This window comes from Endozoicomonas sp. ALC020 (genome assembly GCF_049275935.1).
In the GTDB taxonomy this organism is placed as follows: Bacteria; Pseudomonadota; Gammaproteobacteria; order Pseudomonadales; family Endozoicomonadaceae; genus Endozoicomonas_A.
Window position 1 is genome coordinate 4,325,635 of sequence record NZ_CP184830.1, and the last position, 18,085, is coordinate 4,343,719.

Annotated in this window: 29 protein-coding genes, 1 tRNA gene and 1 pseudogene; 7 read left to right on the forward strand and 24 right to left on the reverse strand. The window is 47.8% G+C overall.

The features are described 5' to 3' along the window. Nucleotides 1–34: 34 nt before the first annotated feature. The 3 genes from ACOJUO_RS16430 to ACOJUO_RS16440 all read right to left on the reverse strand — a co-directional run bounded on the left by ACOJUO_RS16430 (nucleotide 35) and on the right by ACOJUO_RS16440 (nucleotide 2,819). On the reverse strand, nucleotides 35–628 hold the full coding sequence (locus tag ACOJUO_RS16430; protein ID WP_422133083.1) for an STAS domain-containing protein: 594 nt from the start codon (nucleotides 626–628) through the stop codon (nucleotides 35–37). Further along, entirely contained in the window at nucleotides 629–1,801 is a 1,173-nt protein-coding gene (locus ACOJUO_RS16435; RefSeq protein ID WP_422133084.1) for a response regulator, read from the reverse strand. Nucleotides 1,802–2,096: 295 nt separating this feature from the next. Beyond that, entirely contained in the window at nucleotides 2,097–2,819 is a 723-nt protein-coding gene (locus ACOJUO_RS16440; protein WP_422133085.1) for an MlaA family lipoprotein, read from the reverse strand. A gap of 249 nt (nucleotides 2,820–3,068) precedes the next feature. Between ACOJUO_RS16440 and ACOJUO_RS16445 the strand changes: the two genes are divergently transcribed. The 3 genes from ACOJUO_RS16445 to ACOJUO_RS16455 all read left to right on the forward strand — a co-directional run bounded on the left by ACOJUO_RS16445 (nucleotide 3,069) and on the right by ACOJUO_RS16455 (nucleotide 4,505). Next, nucleotides 3,069–3,974, forward strand: coding sequence for a multidrug DMT transporter permease (locus ACOJUO_RS16445; RefSeq protein WP_422133086.1), 906 nt, complete (start codon nucleotides 3,069–3,071; stop codon nucleotides 3,972–3,974). 117 nt (nucleotides 3,975–4,091) lie between these two features. After that, nucleotides 4,092–4,301 carry a hypothetical protein gene (locus ACOJUO_RS16450; protein ID WP_422133087.1) on the forward strand — a complete coding sequence of 70 codons (210 nt, stop codon included), beginning with the start codon at nucleotides 4,092–4,094 and terminating at the stop codon, nucleotides 4,299–4,301. Nucleotides 4,302–4,428: 127 nt separating this feature from the next. After that, a tRNA-Arg gene (locus tag ACOJUO_RS16455) sits at nucleotides 4,429–4,505 on the forward strand. A gap of 317 nt (nucleotides 4,506–4,822) precedes the next feature. Here the strand turns inward: ACOJUO_RS16455 and traF are convergent. The 10 genes from traF to traL (ACOJUO_RS16505) form a co-directional block, all read right to left on the reverse strand. After that, nucleotides 4,823–5,707, reverse strand: coding sequence for a conjugal transfer protein TraF (traF, locus tag ACOJUO_RS16460; protein ID WP_422137525.1), 885 nt, complete (start codon nucleotides 5,705–5,707; stop codon nucleotides 4,823–4,825). Continuing rightward, nucleotides 5,665–6,192: a DUF4400 domain-containing protein gene (locus ACOJUO_RS16465; protein WP_422137526.1), complete on the reverse strand. Its 528-nt coding sequence runs from the start codon at nucleotides 6,190–6,192 to the stop codon at nucleotides 5,665–5,667. Before ACOJUO_RS16465 ends, traF begins: the two co-directional genes overlap by 43 nt. A 114-nt stretch (nucleotides 6,193–6,306) precedes the next feature. Next, entirely contained in the window at nucleotides 6,307–7,224 is a 918-nt protein-coding gene (locus ACOJUO_RS16470; RefSeq protein ID WP_422137527.1) for a helicase HerA domain-containing protein, read from the reverse strand. Then, nucleotides 7,214–8,410 carry a TraI domain-containing protein gene (locus tag ACOJUO_RS16475; RefSeq protein ID WP_422137528.1) on the reverse strand — a complete coding sequence of 399 codons (1,197 nt, stop codon included), beginning with the start codon at nucleotides 8,408–8,410 and terminating at the stop codon, nucleotides 7,214–7,216. The genes ACOJUO_RS16470 and ACOJUO_RS16475 overlap by 11 nt, the downstream gene beginning before the upstream one ends. 2 nt (nucleotides 8,411–8,412) lie before the next feature. Continuing rightward, a complete protein-coding gene (gene traA, locus ACOJUO_RS16480) occupies nucleotides 8,413–8,751 on the reverse strand; it encodes a TraA family conjugative transfer protein (protein WP_422137529.1) in 339 nt (112 codons plus the stop codon). Between the two features lie 14 nt (nucleotides 8,752–8,765). Beyond that, nucleotides 8,766–9,161 (reverse strand): TraV family lipoprotein, encoded by a 396-nt coding sequence (locus tag ACOJUO_RS16485; RefSeq protein WP_422137530.1) that lies wholly within the window; start codon nucleotides 9,159–9,161, stop codon nucleotides 8,766–8,768. A gap of 18 nt (nucleotides 9,162–9,179) precedes the next feature. Continuing rightward, a complete protein-coding gene (locus tag ACOJUO_RS16490; protein ID WP_422137531.1) occupies nucleotides 9,180–9,980 on the reverse strand; it encodes a TraB/VirB10 family protein in 801 nt (266 codons plus the stop codon). Further along, entirely contained in the window at nucleotides 9,928–10,422 is a 495-nt protein-coding gene (locus ACOJUO_RS16495) for a hypothetical protein (protein ID WP_422137532.1), read from the reverse strand. Before ACOJUO_RS16495 ends, ACOJUO_RS16490 begins: the two co-directional genes overlap by 53 nt. A gap of 26 nt (nucleotides 10,423–10,448) precedes the next feature. Beyond that, nucleotides 10,449–11,003: a TraE/TraK family type IV conjugative transfer system protein gene (locus ACOJUO_RS16500; RefSeq protein ID WP_422137533.1), complete on the reverse strand. Its 555-nt coding sequence runs from the start codon at nucleotides 11,001–11,003 to the stop codon at nucleotides 10,449–10,451. Next, nucleotides 11,000–11,281, reverse strand: coding sequence for a type IV conjugative transfer system protein TraL (gene traL, locus ACOJUO_RS16505; protein ID WP_422137534.1), 282 nt, complete (start codon nucleotides 11,279–11,281; stop codon nucleotides 11,000–11,002). Before traL (ACOJUO_RS16505) ends, ACOJUO_RS16500 begins: the two co-directional genes overlap by 4 nt. A 116-nt stretch (nucleotides 11,282–11,397) precedes the next feature. Here traL (ACOJUO_RS16505) and ACOJUO_RS16510 point away from each other — a divergent pair, with 116 nt between their 5' ends. Further along, nucleotides 11,398–11,856, forward strand: coding sequence for a helix-turn-helix domain-containing protein (locus ACOJUO_RS16510; protein WP_257279627.1), 459 nt, complete (start codon nucleotides 11,398–11,400; stop codon nucleotides 11,854–11,856). After that, nucleotides 11,856–12,428, forward strand: a complete 573-nt coding sequence (locus tag ACOJUO_RS16515; protein ID WP_422137535.1) for a PIN domain-containing protein — start codon at nucleotides 11,856–11,858, stop codon at nucleotides 12,426–12,428. Before ACOJUO_RS16510 ends, ACOJUO_RS16515 begins: the two co-directional genes overlap by 1 nt. A 134-nt stretch (nucleotides 12,429–12,562) precedes the next feature. Here ACOJUO_RS16515 and ACOJUO_RS16520 read toward each other — a convergent pair whose 3' ends face one another. The 3 genes from ACOJUO_RS16520 to traL (ACOJUO_RS16530) are packed head-to-tail and all read right to left on the reverse strand — an operon-like array spanning nucleotide 12,563 to nucleotide 13,518. Further along, on the reverse strand, nucleotides 12,563–13,009 hold the full coding sequence (locus ACOJUO_RS16520; RefSeq protein ID WP_422137536.1) for a hypothetical protein: 447 nt from the start codon (nucleotides 13,007–13,009) through the stop codon (nucleotides 12,563–12,565). Between the two features lie 54 nt (nucleotides 13,010–13,063). Continuing rightward, nucleotides 13,064–13,240 carry a hypothetical protein gene (locus ACOJUO_RS16525; protein WP_422133100.1) on the reverse strand — a complete coding sequence of 59 codons (177 nt, stop codon included), beginning with the start codon at nucleotides 13,238–13,240 and terminating at the stop codon, nucleotides 13,064–13,066. Next, on the reverse strand, nucleotides 13,237–13,518 hold the full coding sequence (gene traL, locus ACOJUO_RS16530; protein ID WP_422137537.1) for a type IV conjugative transfer system protein TraL: 282 nt from the start codon (nucleotides 13,516–13,518) through the stop codon (nucleotides 13,237–13,239). Before traL (ACOJUO_RS16530) ends, ACOJUO_RS16525 begins: the two co-directional genes overlap by 4 nt. 61 nt (nucleotides 13,519–13,579) lie before the next feature. Between traL (ACOJUO_RS16530) and ACOJUO_RS16535 the strand changes: the two genes are divergently transcribed. Together ACOJUO_RS16535 and ACOJUO_RS16540 are read left to right on the forward strand one after the other, a co-directional pair. Then, the gene (locus ACOJUO_RS16535) at nucleotides 13,580–13,822 is read left to right on the forward strand and encodes a type II toxin-antitoxin system ParD family antitoxin (RefSeq protein WP_422133102.1); all 243 of its coding nucleotides are present in this window, start codon (nucleotides 13,580–13,582) and stop codon (nucleotides 13,820–13,822) included. A 5-nt stretch (nucleotides 13,823–13,827) separates the two neighbouring features. Continuing rightward, nucleotides 13,828–14,130, forward strand: coding sequence for a type II toxin-antitoxin system RelE/ParE family toxin (locus ACOJUO_RS16540; RefSeq protein ID WP_422137538.1), 303 nt, complete (start codon nucleotides 13,828–13,830; stop codon nucleotides 14,128–14,130). A gap of 17 nt (nucleotides 14,131–14,147) precedes the next feature. Here the strand turns inward: ACOJUO_RS16540 and traN (ACOJUO_RS16545) are convergent, their stop codons facing one another. From traN (ACOJUO_RS16545) to ACOJUO_RS16580, 8 genes and pseudogenes are all read right to left on the reverse strand, one after another. Then, entirely contained in the window at nucleotides 14,148–14,855 is a 708-nt protein-coding gene (gene traN, locus ACOJUO_RS16545; protein WP_422137539.1) for a conjugal transfer protein TraN, read from the reverse strand. Nucleotides 14,856–15,271: 416 nt separating this feature from the next. Continuing rightward, nucleotides 15,272–15,484: a TraU family protein gene (locus ACOJUO_RS16550; RefSeq protein ID WP_422133105.1), complete on the reverse strand. Its 213-nt coding sequence runs from the start codon at nucleotides 15,482–15,484 to the stop codon at nucleotides 15,272–15,274. Continuing rightward, nucleotides 15,481–15,882, reverse strand: coding sequence for a type IV conjugative transfer system protein TraL (locus ACOJUO_RS16555; RefSeq protein WP_422137540.1), 402 nt, complete (start codon nucleotides 15,880–15,882; stop codon nucleotides 15,481–15,483). Before ACOJUO_RS16555 ends, ACOJUO_RS16550 begins: the two co-directional genes overlap by 4 nt. A gap of 123 nt (nucleotides 15,883–16,005) precedes the next feature. Beyond that, the gene (locus ACOJUO_RS16560) at nucleotides 16,006–16,524 is read right to left on the reverse strand and encodes a hypothetical protein (protein WP_422137541.1); all 519 of its coding nucleotides are present in this window, start codon (nucleotides 16,522–16,524) and stop codon (nucleotides 16,006–16,008) included. 15 nt (nucleotides 16,525–16,539) lie between these two features. Beyond that, nucleotides 16,540–16,839, reverse strand: coding sequence for a winged helix-turn-helix domain-containing protein (locus tag ACOJUO_RS16565; RefSeq protein ID WP_422137542.1), 300 nt, complete (start codon nucleotides 16,837–16,839; stop codon nucleotides 16,540–16,542). Between the two features lie 126 nt (nucleotides 16,840–16,965). Continuing rightward, nucleotides 16,966–17,223 (reverse strand): hypothetical protein, encoded by a 258-nt coding sequence (locus tag ACOJUO_RS16570; protein WP_422133109.1) that lies wholly within the window; start codon nucleotides 17,221–17,223, stop codon nucleotides 16,966–16,968. Nucleotides 17,224–17,310: 87 nt separating this feature from the next. Continuing rightward, nucleotides 17,311–17,700: a conjugal transfer protein TraN gene (gene traN, locus ACOJUO_RS16575; protein WP_422137543.1), complete on the reverse strand. Its 390-nt coding sequence runs from the start codon at nucleotides 17,698–17,700 to the stop codon at nucleotides 17,311–17,313. Further along, nucleotides 17,649–18,085, reverse strand: a pseudogene (locus ACOJUO_RS16580) (IS1634 family transposase); the annotation flags it as partial. The pseudogene ACOJUO_RS16580 and the gene traN (ACOJUO_RS16575), both read right to left, overlap by 52 nt.

Here is an 18,085-nt window from a genome sequence, read left to right on the forward strand (position 1 = left end):
CGTTGAGCTGAAACCTTCTCTCTGGAATTGATCTTCAGCTCCTGTTTTTGTCTTCCTGTTCATCTTCATCATCTTGATTTTTGTTTTTATCTCGATGTTTATTTTCGTCTTGATTTTTGTCTTCATCAGGGCCATTGGTTTGAATCTGCTCAAGCTGCTTCACCAGTCCACTGAAGGTTTCCCGGTTTTCTTCGCTCAGACTCATTAATACCTTATGGGCGTCCAGAACTTTCCTGGCCTGACTGGACTGCTCCAGATTTCCATCGCAGGCAATGTCATGCATGTTCAGATTCAGGTTCAGTTTTTCATAGCCTTCCAGCTCCCTGACTATCACAAACACTCTGTCAAACCCCATACTCAGGAGAATTCGGGTGATGTCATCTTTAGTAGAAATAATAACTGGCACCAGCCCCAGATTTTTTTTGGTTTGAATCGACAATTTGGCCAGGAGGCCCAGAGAGGTGCTGTCGATGGTGTCAGTGTCGGTCAGGTCAATAATGACAGAGGTGAAATCAGGCTTGCTAAGCATCTTTTCAAGAGAAGCACAGAGGGTTAGCCGTACTTCTCCCACCAGTTTCAGAATATAAGTGCCATCGCTTTTTGCGAACAGTATCTTTCCAGTAGTCATTCAGTCTCGAGCCAGGATCAGCAGGGCAACGTCATCTGGAATGGCTTTCATGGTTTCTAGCCCCAGCTTTTCTGTCAGCGCCGATACGGTGACGGCTCCCTCTTTAATAACAGACAACAAGTAGTCTTCCTTCTCCTGAAGTGTCTGCTGTGGCAGTACCTCCAGAATACCGTCGGACAGGATAGTCAAGGTAAATTGCTCGGGCAAGTCAATGGTGACATCTTCAAAAGTAGCGTCTTCAAATAGCCCTACGGGCAACCCCCGGCCTTCAATACAGCGGGTCTCTTCCGGCGTGGAAAGAATGGGCAGAGGGTAGTGACCGCCAAAGGCATAAGTCAGCTTTTTATCACGGGTGTCGACAACACCGCCAAAGACCGCAACATGTTTACCCAGGCCGGTTTCGAGAAGGCTACGGTTGAGGAAGTTGAGCACATGGGAAGGTTTGACCCTGACCCGTCCACCATGAGACTGATATTCCTTGAGCAGGTTCATGGACATGTGTTTCAGTAATACCGTGATAAAGGCCGAAGAAGCACCATGGCCGGAGACATCAGCCAGGTAGAAGGCAAAACTGTGCTCGTTCAGGACGAAGTAGTCAACAAAGTCGCCACTGAGGTAGAGAGACGGGATGATCCGGTGGTCGACCTTGAAATTTTCAAAAATCAGGGGTTCCTGAGGCAGCATCTTCATCTGAACCTGGCGACCGGCCTTCTGGTCCTCCTGCAGCAGGTGCAGGTTGTTTTCCAGTGAGTGAATGGCCTCTTCAAGGCTTTCACGGTAGCGGCGGTTTTCAAGTATCAGCTGAGCATTTTCAAGAGCACGGTTAATGGCGTACTCAAGAACTTCCAGATCGACGATAGGCTTGATGATGTAATCACTGGCACCCAGGCGTAATGCCTGAACGACATCGGTCATGACACCGGCACCGGAAACCACAATAAAGGGTGTATCCGGAGACATCTCCCGGACGTTTCGAAGCACTGCCAGTCCATCCATCTTCGGCATCCGAAGGTCACAGAGAATCAGATCCGGGGAGGTCTCTTTGAATACAGCCAGCCCCTGCTCACCATTTTCTGCCTGAAGAATATTGAATCCGCTGTCTTCGAGATAGGCTACGATGCTTTCTCTGACAATTGTGTCATCATCAATGACCAGGATGGTCCTGCTGGTCATATTTATAATCCTGCCTGCTGGAGAGATCTGTCCAAACCTTTGTCAGGAAAATCTACGTCAAGGAAAACAGAGTGCATCTGACCTTAAACCATTATTGATTTGTCTGTGATGAAACATACTCTCAACCCGGCCTTGCTGCAAGCTGAGGGAAGGTAAAGCAAGGAAATCTATCCGGAGCTGAGGTTCCGTTTTTTCTGGTCTGATCGTCGGATTATATCGAGGCAGAATTGGCCAATTATGCCTCGAATCAGTGGGTTAGGAGCCTGATTCAAGGCATTTGAAGAGGTACTACCTGTCAGAAGTCGTCTTCTGGCAGCTGACCTGTAATCAGGTATTCACGGCGTTGCAGATAGGCATCCCGAACAAAGGTATAGCTATCACCCACAATCAAATCTTCAGCGCTGAGCAGGGAGGAACGGGTGCTGACAATGTCCACTCCTCTTACAACCCATTGATTCCGTTCTGGCTCAAATTGTCCCTGAAGGTTCAACATGGAGTCTGGCAATAAGCCGATACCGGATCTGAGTGTTCTGGGCCCGAGAAACGGCAGTACAATATAAGGGCCCGACGGACTGCCCCAGTGAGCAAGCGTCAGGCCAAAGTCTTCATATTGCTGTTCAATCCCCAGTGGGGTGGCGACATCAACCAGTCCCAGCATACCTATCGTAGAGTTAATGCCGAAGCGACCAACTGAAGCCAATGCCTCACCGCCTTTAAACTGTAACAAAGCATTGGCAGCATTACGGATCTCGCCGAGGTTTGAGAAGAAGTTAGTGACCAGCTGCTGAATAGGTTTGGGAGTCACTGCATCATACCCTCTGGCCACTGGCCTCAGGGTATAGTCGTCCAGCGTATGATTGAATGAAAAGATTGCACGATTCGCTCGCTCCCAAGGGTCGTCGTAGGAGACAACAGCAGCACCGGCAGTCGAGATATACCCTGCCAGTAGCAGAGTGGGTATTAATTTAACCATATTTTTTAGAGTATTTTTCAGGTTTGCAGCCAGTGCGCGTCTCACGTTCCTGTCCTCGCTTTCCTTGTTGTTAGAAACTAGCCCAAATCATTGTGTGTAGAGTTATAGTTTGAATCATTTCACAGATGAGTGAAATAATTCATACGGATATTGATCTTTTAAGGATTCAAAAATCTGAAAAATGTATAAAAATCTCTCAATCTTCCTGTGAATCTGCCAAAACCGCGAGCCTGCACCTATTTTACGGTGTCCGTTAAGGATATTTTCTGACCATGCCAGCTAAGGAGTATACGTTTGGACAACCTGGCAATTATTCTCGTACTCGTTTCATCTTTCATGCACGCCGGCTGGAATTGTCTTGGCAAAAAAGTCAGGCCTTCAGGAGCCAGCTTTACCCTGTCCGTAATAATGGGGATGCTGGCTTTTGTGCCTCTGTTGCTTTTCTATATCGACTGGTTGGGAGAAATTTCCCGGGAAATTTGGCATTTGTTGATTCTGAGTGGTCTGTTTCAGGCCATCTACTACCTGGGTTTGGGCCAATCATACCGTTTTGGTGATATGTCGTTGATGTATCCGGTCTCCCGAGCCCTGCCTGTTCTTCTGGTTCCACCGGTTATCGGTTTATTAGGTTGGGGAGCGGAGTTCTCATCGGATAAATGGCTGGCATTCAGCCTGATTGTTTCAGGCTGTATCATCCTGCCATTGTGGCACTGGAGTGATATAAGCTGGTCTCATTACCTCAATTCTGCAACGGCCTTTGCAGTAATGGCTGCTGTAGGTATTACGGGATATTCTGTGGTCGACAGTCAGGCTCTTATGTTGATGAGAGTACTGTGGCCCGTCGAAGGGGTGGCCTTCAAAAGTGCTCTGCTCTATTTGATTCTTCAGGCCATCACAACCTGCCTCTGGCTGGTGCTTTTCACATTTCCTTTTCAGAAGCAGCGAAGGGAAATCGCACAGTTGTTTGCATCTCATCGGGGCACTCTGTTTTTTACAGGAGTGGCGATGTTCTCTACTTACAGCATTGTACTGGCCGCCATGGCATTTGCTGACAATGTCAGTCTGATTGTGGCTTTGCGACAAACCAGCATTCCTGTAGGTGTTTTGATGGGTGTTTTTCTGCTAGGAGAGAGGGGGTCGACACAAAAATGGTGGGGCACCGGATTCATCGTTTTCGGCTTGATTCTGGTAAGTATCTGACGATGCATAAGTAAATGAATCTGGCATGAAACCTGAATGGTAAAAAAGCCATGTTTTGGCACTGGAAGCTGAAAATATCTTGTGAGACTATCAGGTGCTTAGCAATCAGGAGGAATCATGGACGATAGCCGAAAGAACGAAACCGAGACTCGCAGCAGTTTACCCAATTGTCGTAATGAGGCACGGTTACTGGCTCTGAGAAAAGCTTACCTTGCGGGTGAGCTAAGGGTGGACAGTGCCAGAGTGGCAGATAAACTGCTCGCTTTCGAGAGTAAACTTGAATCAGCACTGAGTGACCAGAGTCATCTGAACGACAAAAGCAACTGACTGATTTCGCCGACAGGGATTTATCTTAAGACAGTGCTCAGAACGACTTTAATTCTTGGAAAAATTTCATCGATTCGTTAAAATGAAAGTCAGCCAGCCGGAACGATCTGCCCGCTGGCTTTTCTATGCTCCCTTGGCACAGCTGGATAGCGCGGCCCCCTCCTAAGGGGCAGGTCGGAGGTTCGAATCCTCCAGGGAGCGCCAGATAGAGTAAAGGCTCCAGATTTTGAGCCTTTTTTATCCTTGCGATGGGTCGTCAATAGGTCGGATGCATTACACATTGTCAGAATATTGCTGAGCCAGACTTTCATAGCTTTTTTGATTGTTTAGCCAGCTATCCAGATCCTCTACCCGATACCTGACTTATTTTTTGCCCACCCTGAAAAATTTTGGGGGAGGTTCCCCGCAAAGTTCTCCTGAAATCCTTGCTCTATCCAATTCAGATTTTGACAGGCCGATGTATTTTGCTGCTTGTGCTGTATTCAAGACGGCAGGTGAGAGTTCTTTAACGGTATGGTGGTTCATTGAGTTTTACCTTTATTGAACAGGTTTATATTTTCAGGTAGCAAACTGCCACTCCAGACTTCATTGGTGATTCTGGTTTTCTGGTACTCGCTTTCATTGATCCAGCCTTGTTGATAGGCAACATCAACAATACGTTCCGTCAGGGCAGTCAAAGATGTGGAGCCTTGTCGTATAAGAACGATGTTGTCGGGAGGCTGCATAAGAAACAGGGCAGGGTATGTGGCAATATTCAGAGATGCAGGTGGCGACCTTTCTATTCGACTGTTTGGGAATGCTGGTATCAACTGTCCATCGGTAGAGATGGCGATCAGTTCAAAGTCGTATTCCATGCTCAGGAGCTGCACTGTCCTGGCCTGAATATGGCAGAGTCTGCAGCTGCCCTGGTAGTAGAAAACCAGGCCGGCTATCCGGGCAACTTTTCTCAAAATAATTTCCCTGGCCTTATGAGCCATATCATCTTTGATTTTTGCCGCTGCCGGAGAGATTGGTCGACGGACATTTTCATCCAGCATGGGGTCGCTTTCGATGATTTGTTTACCAACATAGGCAAACCGTTCTGCTTTTTCTTTTATCAGCCTGTCGAGATAGAGGTAGTTACTCACGTTTTCTTTGCTCGGAAGGTCGATGGCTTTGTCCAGGTATAGACCGATGTTATTTCTGATCCATGCGGTTGTGAGTGGCTGGTGTCTTTCGTTTGGATCGTTGGCTTCATTTTCGTCGGTTTCTGGCTCGGCAATCTGCTCATACCAGAACCAGCCTTCAGAGTGGCGGCTAAACCATTGTTGTTCAGCTGAAACAGTCGCTGAACATATTCCGACTAATAGCAAAACAAAGGGCATCAGACTTTCTTCTGCCAGTTGGCTGTCCACCATCCCAGACATAGTGCAGCCAGCCAGGCGGCGGCAGGAATCAGCAATACTGGAACCGGCAAAGGGATGATGATTAGATAAAGAAATAAACCTGGAATCCATTTTGATGCCCGTCGGCTCCAGAGGTTTTGCAATGGACTGGTATAGTGAAAATCGTGATAACGGATTTTTCGGATCAAAAGGCCGTCGATAATGACTGCAATAAACATCACGCCCCAGAATGGCAGGCAGGCCAGCAATACGGAGATCCGATAAAACAGCTGTCGTATCAGACTAAGGAAGTTCTTAACCACACCCTGAAAGAGCTCCATGGCCTTTGCCAACCCTTCACCCGAGCTTCGATCTGTAGTCGTGTGTTCCATAAGAAAGTGCTGAATGCCGGATTTTACAATGGTTGTCGCATATAATTGGTCGCCTGTTCGCATAATCCATAGAGCATTCTCTCGCCCCAGCCTCTGGGCATATTGTTGCTGCTCTTTGTACAGATACTGGTTCATCTTTTGGCCAGAAAAAGCAAGCCAGAGCAATATCAGGCCAAGCCCGAAACACCAGATTGCGAATGGACTGGCTTGTTTTTGAGATGTTGTCATAAGAAAGATGGAATCGGATGTTCAGGATTTTGGCGAGCAAAGAATCGGGATTCTGCCTTTCAATAAACGTCCGCCGCCCAATCGTGCAACGTATTCCAGATTGGGCAGCTCACCAAGCAGTTGCAGCGGAAACAAGTCTCCGGTTTCTTCTAATTGGGCAAAAGCCTGAAAGGGTGCATTATCACCACCGGAAGGCATCAATCCAGAAATCCGGCTAGCCAGCTCGCTGGAACGGTTGAAATTCTGTAGCAGGTTGATACGAATGGAATTGGCAGGAAAGCCCGGATGGAACTTTATAAACCGGTATTGATTGCCTGCAAGCTCGCAACTTCTGAGGGTATGGCTGGCAAGATCATGGTCGCCTTTGGGGTCGACGATAATAACGGGTTCATTGCGCAATACGGCCTGTGTCACCAACAAATCAAAGAGTCGGGTTTTACCACTGCCCGGGACACCGATCACCATGGTATGCATCTGAGTCTGCTCAAGAGGCTGATATAACGGCTCCTCATGTTCTTCCATACCGTGAATCCAGCCCGCACCCATGTTTTTTTCTGATTTGGTTGGCAGGTTATCACTTCGTAATAAGTCCCAGGCTCGTTGCCCGTGGTGTCGTTGCCATTCAAAGCCCCAGCCTAACCAGACACTCTGTTCCTGACTCTTTGTTTGCAGTAACTGGCATTGTTTCGAGGTCAGTTTTAACAGAGCCAGCTTCTTCCCTTTCAGTCGTTGGTGTTGCTGCCATCTTGGCAGAGCTTGTACCAGCCGGATCACTATCATGCCGCCACAGAAAGAAGAGGTCAGAACAAAACCAATCTGTGGCAGTGAACTGTAAAACGACAATGTATAGGCTGTAATCATGGCGGAAAACCATACGGCAGAAGAACTCAACTCATAAATGGGTCGCCAGTTTTGCAGATATGGGCGATCACTGATCATGCTGTGTCCCCGTGATGTTTTTTGTTGGCAACCATTGTTTGCACTGTTCGGAAATGACAGGTTGCAGAGCAATGACCAGTCGGCCATTACGTCGAAAAATAATCTGATTGCCAACAGGTCTGATCCAACCTCTCTGGTTCCATTGTTTGAGGAGGATATCTGGTTCTGGAGTTTCCCTGGATTTGACCGCATCAGGCCAAGGCAGCAGAAGGCTGTCTTTCGGCCATTTGATATCCTCTGCGTGGAGGTTACCTATAACCAGCTCAAGCCAACCGAGTTCATTATCCTTTTCCTCTGTTGGCTGATCCTCAGTTTTGGACGGTTTTGTGATCTGGTTAAGCGCCTTCCCATTTTCGAAATGCAATTTGATGCTTTTCAGACGTGCCAGCTCAACGGCATCGATGATTTGCGATACGCCATGGCCGCTTTTTTGTCCGGTAAGCGCACCGATAAAAGTCTGCCAGAGAGCACCATTACTGTTGTCGGGTTGCAGGTCATTGCGGAATGCCTGAGGAGTCAGTAGCGGCAAAAGTAACAGATTGATGGCCGTATATTCTGGTCCTAATGGTTTCCTGGGATCGGTATCACACTGTTTCCAATGGGGTGAGTAATGGCTAATGCGGTGTTGTTGCAACCAGCTTCCAAGAGGTTGCTGGAACGCCTGCCATTGCTCTGCTGATTGCTCTGCTGATGATGTTTGAACAACAAGACAGGAGGTCATTCGTCCACTGTCAAATAAAAGCCCGGCGACGCCTGCCATTAACCGCCATAGCGGTTCCCTCGCTCTGCGTTGATCTGGATACAATTCGTGGTCTCTGTGTATCTGCTGTATGGCTGTGACGGACCAGAAGGCCGTTTCCAGAGCATGGCGTATCGCACCTGCTGGTTCACAGTGGTGCTGAGGGTGAGCAGGTAAGAGATGGAGCCAGTGGGTGAGATTATCCAGTGTCTGGTCAAACAAGCGCTGAAGGCCTGCTGGCAAATTCAGCTGCTCGTTTACCTGTTCCACAAGCTGTTGTTGCTGATGCAGGATAGTTCCTGTGCCTACCTGATACCCAGCGCAACCTGAACCTGGTTGTATAGGCTGATCAGCTTCTGGAAGATTGATTGGTAATAGGATTTTTTCATCAGCGTGATGCGGGTGTAACCAGTGATTGATAATGGCTAAAGCCTTTGAGGTGAACATGGTTAAAGCCCGAAAATGGAATTAATAATGGTGGGAGTGACCTGCAATCCGACAGCGGCCCCCACTCCGGTAGCAAAACCGATTAATGAGTTTCGAGCCATGCCGTAGGCCAGTCCGATCAGGACAAAAGAGATAGACAGTGTTCGCCCCAGGTCTCCCTTGATCCAACCCACCAAACGACCATAAATTTCTGCAAAGTCAGTGGAACCTGTCACATTGACAGGATTGGCCGCTTGCAGCTCCTGTGGCAGTAGAGAAAGAATGATCAGAGGTGCCAGCGACACCATCAGTTTCTGCAGCTTCATAACAAGTTGTGGTCTATCAGCAAGCAGTACATACATATTCAGTGACTCCATTAATCATTAGACGGTAAATAGACGGGAATGGCAGACTGCCAGTCTCTTGGTGCGATATCGGTCATCACAACTCCGCCGCTGTGCCAGTTGCCCTGCTTGTCAACCCAGGGTGCAATCCAGATTTTCAGGATTTGAGCGGGTGTGCGGTTGGGTATCGCTTCGGGCGTTACAAAACGAAGATCGGGTTCTGAATAGTTTTTGGGAGCTGAAGAAAACAGGTTTTCAGCAGACGTTGAACCGGTATCCTGATAGACCTGTCTTGCCGATTTACATGCGCCTTTGCCGGGTTCCGGGCAGGCATACTCAGCTTCACCAACACCAAACAGTGAGCAGCCCTGAATAACAGGTACCAGCGAAACCATCAGAAGCAAGGCTCTGGTATCGTGTTTAGACATAGAAAAAGCCTCGTAAGATTAGTTCTTAAGACCACGGGTGAGAATCAGGTCCACCTTACGTTCGGAGCTGATTTCAATGACGGGCACCATCTGGTCAGCCAGCTGCAGGTAAAAATCTGCCAGCTTTTCCAATGCTTTGTTACTGCCCTTAATCAAAGAGCTTTGCAGAGCTTGGCTGCCCTTTAAGCCAGACTGAAAAGGAGACTGAATCTGGCCGTTCTGGTTGGGGATTACAGACAAGACTGGGACGGGTTTGGTATCAAAGGCCTCACTGATACCGCTGAGAAAGCCTGCCATAGCGGCCTTGGCCATAACCTGCCCCTGTTTACTGACCAGCCTGCCACGTAATCCGGCTTTGCCATCTTCTTCGGCGATATAACCTTCTAGAGGTCGTTCAATCACTTCTTCCTTATCGTTGTATTTGAGGATGCACGACAGTGTTTCACTGCGAAGATAAGCCCGCTCGGAACTCAGGTCGCCGTAACCCGATGCCAGAACAAAGCATTCCCTGACGTTAGTGCGATAGCGATTGGGCAAAATGGCAGAAGCTTTGATGCGGATTAGGACAGGATAAGGTTCACGTCTTGCCCCTTGCCCTGTCGGAACATCCAGCCCGGTGATTAACTGGCCGGATAGCAGACTTCCGGCCGGTAAGCGCAAAAGCTTTGGTTTATCCTCTGGTTTTGAATTTAGGGTGACTGCCTGAGGGTTGGTAGTTCCTAATACCCGGATAGGTCTGGGTGGTTGAGGAGGTGTGTCATAGTAATCAGTTTCGTTGTATTGGGTTGTTGGTGATTGACTGTAATGATTCCACTGCAATATTCACCAGCGCAGCAAGCACTTCCGTGATAGCCTGCTGATAGTCCGAGGCTTCTTCAAATCGTTTTGCTAATGCCTTGTTGTGGTTGATTTTTTGCTGCCATGGTTTTGATAGTGACAGTTGGATTTCTTTGGGAGGAACATCCAGTGGTGTTACCAGCAAAGAAAGGGCATGAGACTCATTGTCATGAGGAGTGATATACACGACAAAAGGTTCTTCTTGCTGCGAAGAGAGATAAATCACTGAACCTTCAATCCGAATATCAGCCTGATCAATGGTTCGAATCTGGGGAGCGGAAAAAGGCGTGACAATTCGATTCAGGTGTAGACGACTCAGGGTTATGGGTTGCTGTTGACCCGGTGATACCTGCAACTTGACTGGTGCAGCTGCCAGAGTCAATGAACAGTAAAAACAGACAGCAACAAAAAGCGTTTTGTTCATCGAGGAATCTCTGAATAAAGGAAGGGTTACTTGAGATCAGATTCAATCTGAATAACAGCAAGCACAGGGCGATAACGGGTCAGACTGAACTGAAAGGTAAAGGTTTTCTGCCCAGACAGGCGTTGATGGCCCGATGAGAGAGCACTGTTCCCCGTCACTCTGACCTCATGAGTGTTTTCATCAAAGTCAAGCTGCAATGGCTCAAAGCTCAGGGAAACATTGTCTTCCCGTAACTGGTGGAACTGCCGATTCAATATTTCATGGACTTGCCGGTGCAGATTGGGTGAAAGCAGACTTTGCAGCCTGGACTCAACAAACGACAGATTCTGCGGATTGAGATTGCCCAGCAATTCAGCCAGAGACAGCCCCCACCATTCGTAATAGACCCGTGATGCTCCACCAGACTGAATTCCAACCTGTCCATCCATAAACGGCAAGCTCAACTCAACAGCCGGTTTGCGACTCAGGCAGTGGAAAAGCAGTAGTGCATTCGTCAGCACCAGTACCAGCAACATCAGCCTGTCCATACAGAGCTGCTGACGCCATTGCTTCAGACGACGCAGATAGTTTTGAATGGTCATTTTCGGGAAGGGTAAAAGACCCGAACATAAGGGTTGGGCAAGGTTCTGGCTTTTACAAAATAAAAGCCCAGCCAGTAAAGCCGGTGGCTCAGGTGGCCGTCAGGGTGACGGTCCCGAAACCGTCGATAGACACGAATCGCCATCCAGCCCAGGAGCATGCCCAGAAGCAGCTGGTCAAACCAGATACCCCAGATGAGACCCACGGCTACGGGGTAGATTTCATCCAGAGACCAGAACAGGAACTGGATGGGGTCGTTGATGGTGCGGGGGATTTCCATGATGTCTCTCAGAATGTTCGGGTTTGTTCGAATATTTCGTTTATTGCTATTTCGTTTATTTCGATTAAACTGCAGTTAAGGAAAAAACTTAGTAAATATTCGATCAGGGAATACCTATGACTACAAAAGACAAACTGACTCTGCCTACTGCTGAAGAGATTGCGATTGCACAAGAGTGCAGCCGGGAAATTTCAGCCTTTCTTGAGACGGGTGCTAAATCTCAGCAAATTGATATCAGCTCTAAGGATGGGGAAAAGCATGCGTTGTCGATTCCAACCAGAGCGTTGAGCCTGCTGGTTGATATTCTGGCGCAACTTGGACAGGGCAATGCGGTAAAAATCATCCCGATCCATGCGGAACTGACCACTCAGGAAGCCGCTGATATTCTCAATGTTTCCCGGCCTTATCTGGTCAGAATGCTGGATGAGGGGGAAATCCCTCACCACAAGGTTGGTCGGCATCGCAGAGTCCGGTATCAGGATTTAATGGATTACAAAGCAGCTATAGATGCTAAACGACTCTCAGCTTTGGATGAGTTGTCATCCCTCTCCCAGATGAACGATCCGGAGTATTAATGGCTTCTCAATTTACTGCTGTTTTTGATGCCTGTGTTCTTTATCCTTCGGTGTTAAGAGACGTGTTGTTAAGGTTGGCGATAACAGACACTTTTCGCGCCAAGTGGACAGACAAAATTCATGATGAGTGGACTCGCAATCTGAAAGCCAATCGTCCAGACATTGATGAGAATTACCTCAATAAAACCCGACAGCTGATGAACGCTCATGTCCGGGATGCAGTGGTTGAAGGTTTTGAGCACTTGATTGATTCAGTTCAACTACCAGATCAGGATGACCGGCATGTTGTTGCAGCGGCAATTGTCGCTAATGCCGATGTCATAGTGACTTATAACCTGAAAGACTTTCCTGATGAAGCCCTTACCCCATATGAACTTCAGGCTATTCATCCTGACAGCTTTATTCATGATCTGATTGATCTGCATCCGGCAGAAGTCATTGGCGTGATCCGCTCGGCGAGAGGTGCTTTAAAAAAACCATCATTGACGGTTGATGAATATCTGAGCAGGCTAAGAAAGCAAAGGTTGCCGGAAACGGTCACCTGGCTAGAGTCAATGAAGCTCGTTCTGTAAGAGGAAAACAGTAAACTCACAAGATTACTGATGGAGCCAGCACTGTGGGAGTGATCAGTACATTGGAGCCAGATGGGTTTATAGCTTTCACATAACCCAAAGGTTTTGACAATCACTGTTCTGCGTAGAAAAGTTTATCTGCTTTGAAATTTCAAGACAGCTTGCATCATCTCAGGCGTGTGAAAGTGTCGTGCATTCAGACTACGAGTCAGGATATGTCGTTCGGGTTTTGAACAGCTACTTTCTGAAAACCAGAGACCTTCAGAGTTGGCATCAGTATGCACACTGGTTTGCCAGATAATGTTTCCATCATCATGCCGGGTACCCAGACGACAGTCACCGCAGTGGATAACCTGAGTCTTTAGCTTTGCTGTTCCCTTTGGGACAAGCAGAATAAGATAGCTGGCAATATTCAACAGATATTTTTTGCGCAACTCTTTTTGCAGGGCTCTGAGCAGAGTAATGACAGTCTGGCTATGTGGCATTGAGGGTGAATCAATTTCAACTATTCCTGCGACCATGTGATTCAGGATGAACTGGGTAAATGCATTACCCGGTTGTCCTTTTTGAGCGCCTAGCAATTCAGCCAGAGACAGCCCCCACCACTCGTAATAAACCCGAGAAGCTGCTCTGGACTAAATTCCAACCTGTCCATCCATAAACGGCAAGCTCAACTCAACAGCCGGTTTGCGACTCAGGCAGTGGATCAGCAGCAGTGCATTCGTCAGCACCAGTACCAGCAACATCAGCCTGTCCACACAGAGCTGCTGACGGCATTGCTTCAAACGACCCAGATAGTCTTGAATGGTCATTTTCGGGAAGGGTAAAAGACCCGAACATAAGGGTTGGGCAAGGTTCTGGCTTTCACAAAATAAAAGCCCAGCCAGTAAAGCCGGTGGCTCAGGTGGCCGTCAGGGTGACGGTCCCGGAACCGTCGATAGACACGGATCGCCATCCAGCCCAGAAACATGCCCAGTAGCAGCTGGTCAAACCAGATACCCCAGATCAGGCCCACGGCTACGGGGTAGATTTCATCCAGAGACCAGAACAGGAACTGGATGGGGTCGTTGATGGTGCGGGGGGTTTCCATGATGCTTTCGACTCATTTACCGTCTATACTCTGTAAGACATATTCTTACAGGAGGTGCAATATGGCTCGAACATTAACCATCAGCCTTGGAGATGAACTTCAGGGCTATGCTCAACAGCTGGTCGATTCCGGTGCATACTCATCCGTCAGTGAAGTGGTGCGTGAGGCGTTAAGAAACCTGAGAGAACAGAAAGCTTCCTCAAGCCTGGAGCAATTGAGGGCAATGATTGACGAAGGTGACAACAGTGGTGAACCGGTTGATCTTGAAGTTGAAAAGTTCCTTTCCCAAATGAAAAAACGGTAACCCTTATGCCCCCATCCAAGCAGTACTTGTTCAAGCCCCGTGCACGACAGGATTTGGAGGGCATATATGACTATACCGTGAGTGAGTTTGGAGAAGAGCAGGCTGATCTGTATATCCGAAATCTTTTTGATACCTTTCAACGACTGGCTGAAACACCGGGCTTTGCTCGATGCCGGGATGACCTCAGAAAAGGGCTCAAATCATACCCTGTGAAGGCTCATATCGTTTTCTTCAGAGAAACGGTGAATGGCGTATTAATTATCAGAGTGCTTCACCAATCGATGGATTTTCAATCACAAAAGTACTGATCGATCCTGGGAAATGCTCACTGTTGTCGAAGATTTATAGTTTTGGTGTTTTGATAGTGGTTGAGTTCTGATGGGGTAATACTGTCGTATCGGGCTTCCAATCGTTTTCGACTGTCCTCCTGGTGCTGGTCGAAATCCAGCCTTGACCCTTTGCCCGTCAGAGTTTCCAGATTCAACTGTTTCAATGTGTCAGCATTCAACTCTGGCAGTTTGTTTTGCAATTTTAACAATGCCAGCCACTCGCTAAGATCAATCTGGTTCCAGTCCACTGAATGCAGAGTTTCAGGCGTTATACCCGAGCAATCGGGATGTTTGGCAGAGCCCCATCCAGTGTTCAGCTGCTTTCTGATCTGTACTTGCATGATGCGGGAAAGGGGTGAACTGAAACAGCAATAGCTGTTGTACTCCATGCTGCTCAATCCCAGGAACTTGCTTTCCCTGTAAATGCCGACTTTATGGCAGGTTTTCATCTCACTTTTAATGGCCAATTCAAATTCTTCGGTTTCACATTTATTGGTGATCTGAATAATCAGTTTGGTCATGGTGTAAGCTGTGTAGGTTATGGTGACGACGCTGATCGCTGAGGTGATGGCCGGGTTCATAATCAGGGTTTGTTGGCTCAGCTGACCGTCCTGAGAAGCCAGGTTGTCACCAACCGTTCGGAACAGTAGATTGATGGCATCCTCGCCCAGAATTTTATAGACGACTTCCGTCATTTTTTGCATCAGTTGTTGCTGCATATTTCCGAGCATCGTGTCCTGAGATAAAGAGCGCGCTTCCTGTGACAGCTCACCGGTGATGGGTCTGGCAGTGGCAGTCTGAGTGTGAACTTCAGCCGGTGTCGACCATAGCTTTTCTGTGAGCTTGTCCCAGCTTTTGCCTAAATCGGAGCATCTGAAGGTTTTTCCATCATCAGATTTGGTAGCTGGTTGGTAACAGATTGAGGGTTTCGTGTTATAGCATCATATTGCTGGTCGATCTGATGGAGCCAGGTTGAGCGGGTATGTTGCTCAAATATGCGAATGGCTTCCTGAGTTGGTTTCTGCCATTGCAGTGTGAAAGCAGAAAGCTAACAATCGACCCAGCAGCTTGTAGCAGGCACGTATTGTCATTGGCTGACGGTCTGGCAACAATCCCGATACTACCAAAGCAGATACATAGCGTCGTCTTTAGCCAATGGGTGACGATGCATTCCCCATGCTGCGGCTGAAGCTCCGATCCAGTGTGCTTTCTGCTTTTCCGGCTCAGGCCAGAACATGCTCATTTTATACTCGCTTTTGAGGAACCAGGGAATGATAAGGCTGTGGCACTGGACCTCTTCTCCTATGGTTTTTCTGCCAAGACCAGTCTTCAACAGCCGGTTTGCGACTCAGGCAGTCGATCAGCAGCAGTGCATTCGTCAGCACCAGTACCAGCAGCATCAGCCTGTCCACACAGAGCTGCTGACGCTATTGCTTCAAACGACGCAGAGAGTCTTGAATGGTCATTTTCGGGAAGGGTAAAGACCCGAACATAAGGGTTGGGCAAGGTTCTGGCTTCTACAAAATAAAAGCCCAGCCAGTAAAGTCGATGGCTCAGGTGACCGTCAGGGTGACGATCCCGAAACCGTCGATAAACACGAATCGCCATCCAGCCCAGAAGCAGCTGGTCAAACCAGATACCCCAAATCAGGCCCATGGCTACGGGGTAGATTTCATCCAGAGACCAGAACAGGAACTGGATGGGGTCGTTGATGGTGCAGGGGATTTCCATCTGGTTCTTCCTGTCAGGATTGGGAAAGGTCTTGTGCTACAGGTGCTTCAGGAATTCCTCTTGCACCAGAGATTCCAGTTCCAGCATGGAGCTTAATTGTTGCTTTTTGGCAGTTTCATGAAGCTAGACAATAACTTCATATTGATCCGGCTCACCTTCTGCGTCACAGAAAACTTTGAGTTCATCCGGAATAATTTCATAGTTAATTATAATGGCCAGTGCCTGTACCAGAGAGGGGCGGTCTTGCCAGTGAAAATAAGCCAGAAGTCGACCTTTAATTACATCGGAGGCATGCAAAATGGGTATGTCGCCTTGTTTTGAATGAGCGACAGTGGTTTCTTCAATAATCTGGTTTCCAATAGCGAGAGGTGCAGAAGGAAACTCAACACAAATCTGCGTTGACTCATTGACAAACACGCGGCCTTGTTTAAAAAATCCTAATTCAGCCATTGCGGTTTTCAGCGATTCTGAGGCGTCGTAGCTGGTGTTAACCATATCAATATCTTTGGTCAGGTATAGGTTTTCACTGTAAATTTCAACGGCTAAACCACCCACCAAAACCACCCGAATGCCATGCTGCTTAAGATGATTGGCGACAATGGCTGCCAGTTCAACAATGGGCGTGCTACTAAAATCTGTCATGATTTAATTCTGAAATTAATGATCCCTTGGTTGGATAGCAATAGTTGGTTTGCCTGCTGCTCTGGGACGGGTTCTGGTCATGGTGAGGTTCTGGATCATGGAGTCCGGATAGGCCGACAGGGCCGACTTAAGCAGTTCTTTCAATGGCGACAGGAAAGGATATCGGGGGTTAAACTGATATTCTCTGAGCTTGCCAATCAGGTAGCTCACCAAAACACCATCTTCTTCGAGCCGGGCAAGCTGCTTTTGCACGGAGTTTGAGGAAATTCCGTAAAATTCGGCAATGGCCTTGCCATAACCGGAGCTGCGAAGCATTAGATATATCAGGATTTTTTCCTGACTTTCCGCTCGTAGAATGCCTTTCAAAATGAACATGATGTAATATATTATGTTACCAATATGTGGTAAATATATACCATTTCATGATATTTATAAATCAATCTATGGTTTTGAGTGGCGGTTAGAGCTGGTTTTTTGTTCTTGATACAAGTTGAGTTGTTCAGGTCGAAACCCATGAAATCGGGTTTCCAATCGTTTTCGACTGTCCTCCCGCTGCTGGTCGAAATCCAGCCTTGACCCTTTGCCCGTCAGAGTTTCCAGATTCAACTGTTTCAATGTATCAGCATTCAACTCTGGCAGTTTGTTTTGCAATTTTAACAATGCCAGCCACTCGCTAAGGTCAATCTGGTTCCAGTTCACAGCTTGCAGAGTTTCAGGCGTTATACCCTGGCAATCGGAGTGTTCGGCAGAGCCACATCCAGTGTTCGGCAGCTTCCTGATCTGTACTTACAAGATGCGGAAGAGGCGTAAACTGAAACAGCAATAGCTGTTGTACTCCATGCTGCTCAATCCCAAAAACTTGCTTTTCCTGTAACTGCCGACTTGATGGCAGGTTTTCATCTCCCGTTTGGCGGCCAATTCAAATTCTTCGGCTTCACATTTGTTGGTGATCTGGATAATTAGTTTGGTCATGGTGTATGCCGTATAGATCGTGGTGACGACGCTGATCGCTGAGGTGATGGCCAGGTTCATAATCAGGGTTTGTTGGCTCAGCTGACCGCCCTGAGAAGCCAGGTTGTCACCAACTGTTCTGAACAGTAGATTGGTGGCGCCTTTCACCACCGTCAGGAATACATAAACTCGTAAAAAATGCCCAAAATTTGAATGATCGTCCACTGCCTTTCCTTCAAGCTAACCACATGTTTCTCCTGATTATTGACCGTTAATACACTAATCCCCTGGAAACAGAAGAATACCTGTCTCGCTGTTGGATTCTGGCAGGGCTTTTTTTCTGCTCTGGTAATACACGACTCTGCTTTTTCAGTTCCTGCCTTACTCTGTGCTGGATAGCAGTGTAGACCATCAGGCACAGAGTCATCACCATTAACAGGGATTCAAGTTCCGCTTTCTTCAGATAGAGTGAAGTGACCAGAAAGTCCGGGCTCTTCAGGAACCGAAAGCTACCTCCAACCTGTTGTTGTGACTTATAGGTAGACAGCAGCCCAGTGGCATTCAAACTATCTTGATCCAGTTCATTGGTGCTAAGGATAAAACAACCCAA

Coding starts and splice junctions, on each gene's coding strand:
- ACOJUO_RS16540 (WP_422137538.1), top strand. CDS start 13,828: ATGCCCCCATCCAAGCAGTACTTGTTCAAGCCCCGTGCACGACAGGAT.
- ACOJUO_RS16485 (WP_422137530.1), bottom strand. CDS start 9,161: ATGTCTAAACACGATACCAGAGCCTTGCTTCTGATGGTTTCGCTGGTA.
- ACOJUO_RS16565 (WP_422137542.1), bottom strand. CDS start 16,839: ATGCTTCGCAGCTCCGGTTATGGCAAGGCCATTGCCGAATTTTACGGA.
- ACOJUO_RS16535 (WP_422133102.1), top strand. CDS start 13,580: ATGGCTCGAACATTAACCATCAGCCTTGGAGATGAACTTCAGGGCTAT.
- ACOJUO_RS16475 (WP_422137528.1), bottom strand. CDS start 8,410: ATGTTCACCTCAAAGGCTTTAGCCATTATCAATCACTGGTTACACCCG.
- ACOJUO_RS16555 (WP_422137540.1), bottom strand. CDS start 15,882: ATGGAAATCCCCTGCACCATCAACGACCCCATCCAGTTCCTGTTCTGG.
- ACOJUO_RS16495 (WP_422137532.1), bottom strand. CDS start 10,422: ATGAACAAAACGCTTTTTGTTGCTGTCTGTTTTTACTGTTCATTGACT.
- traF (WP_422137525.1), bottom strand. CDS start 5,707: ATGTCTGGGATGGTGGACAGCCAACTGGCAGAAGAAAGTCTGATGCCC.
- ACOJUO_RS16500 (WP_422137533.1), bottom strand. CDS start 11,003: ATGACCATTCAAAACTATCTGCGTCGTCTGAAGCAATGGCGTCAGCAG.
- ACOJUO_RS16510 (WP_257279627.1), top strand. CDS start 11,398: ATGACTACAAAAGACAAACTGACTCTGCCTACTGCTGAAGAGATTGCG.
- ACOJUO_RS16470 (WP_422137527.1), bottom strand. CDS start 7,224: ATGATCAGTGATCGCCCATATCTGCAAAACTGGCGACCCATTTATGAG.
- ACOJUO_RS16515 (WP_422137535.1), top strand. CDS start 11,856: ATGGCTTCTCAATTTACTGCTGTTTTTGATGCCTGTGTTCTTTATCCT.
- ACOJUO_RS16435 (WP_422133084.1), bottom strand. CDS start 1,801: ATGACCAGCAGGACCATCCTGGTCATTGATGATGACACAATTGTCAGA.
- traA (WP_422137529.1), bottom strand. CDS start 8,751: ATGTATGTACTGCTTGCTGATAGACCACAACTTGTTATGAAGCTGCAG.
- traL (WP_422137534.1), bottom strand. CDS start 11,281: ATGGAAATCCCCCGCACCATCAACGACCCCATCCAGTTCCTGTTCTGG.
- ACOJUO_RS16430 (WP_422133083.1), bottom strand. CDS start 628: ATGACTACTGGAAAGATACTGTTCGCAAAAAGCGATGGCACTTATATT.
- traL (WP_422137537.1), bottom strand. CDS start 13,518: ATGGAAACCCCCCGCACCATCAACGACCCCATCCAGTTCCTGTTCTGG.
- ACOJUO_RS16560 (WP_422137541.1), bottom strand. CDS start 16,524: ATGACAGATTTTAGTAGCACGCCCATTGTTGAACTGGCAGCCATTGTC.
- ACOJUO_RS16465 (WP_422137526.1), bottom strand. CDS start 6,192: ATGAACCAGTATCTGTACAAAGAGCAGCAACAATATGCCCAGAGGCTG.
- ACOJUO_RS16525 (WP_422133100.1), bottom strand. CDS start 13,240: ATGACCATTCAAGACTATCTGGGTCGTTTGAAGCAATGCCGTCAGCAG.
- traN (WP_422137539.1), bottom strand. CDS start 14,855: ATGCAAAAAATGACGGAAGTCGTCTATAAAATTCTGGGCGAGGATGCC.
- ACOJUO_RS16450 (WP_422133087.1), top strand. CDS start 4,092: ATGGACGATAGCCGAAAGAACGAAACCGAGACTCGCAGCAGTTTACCC.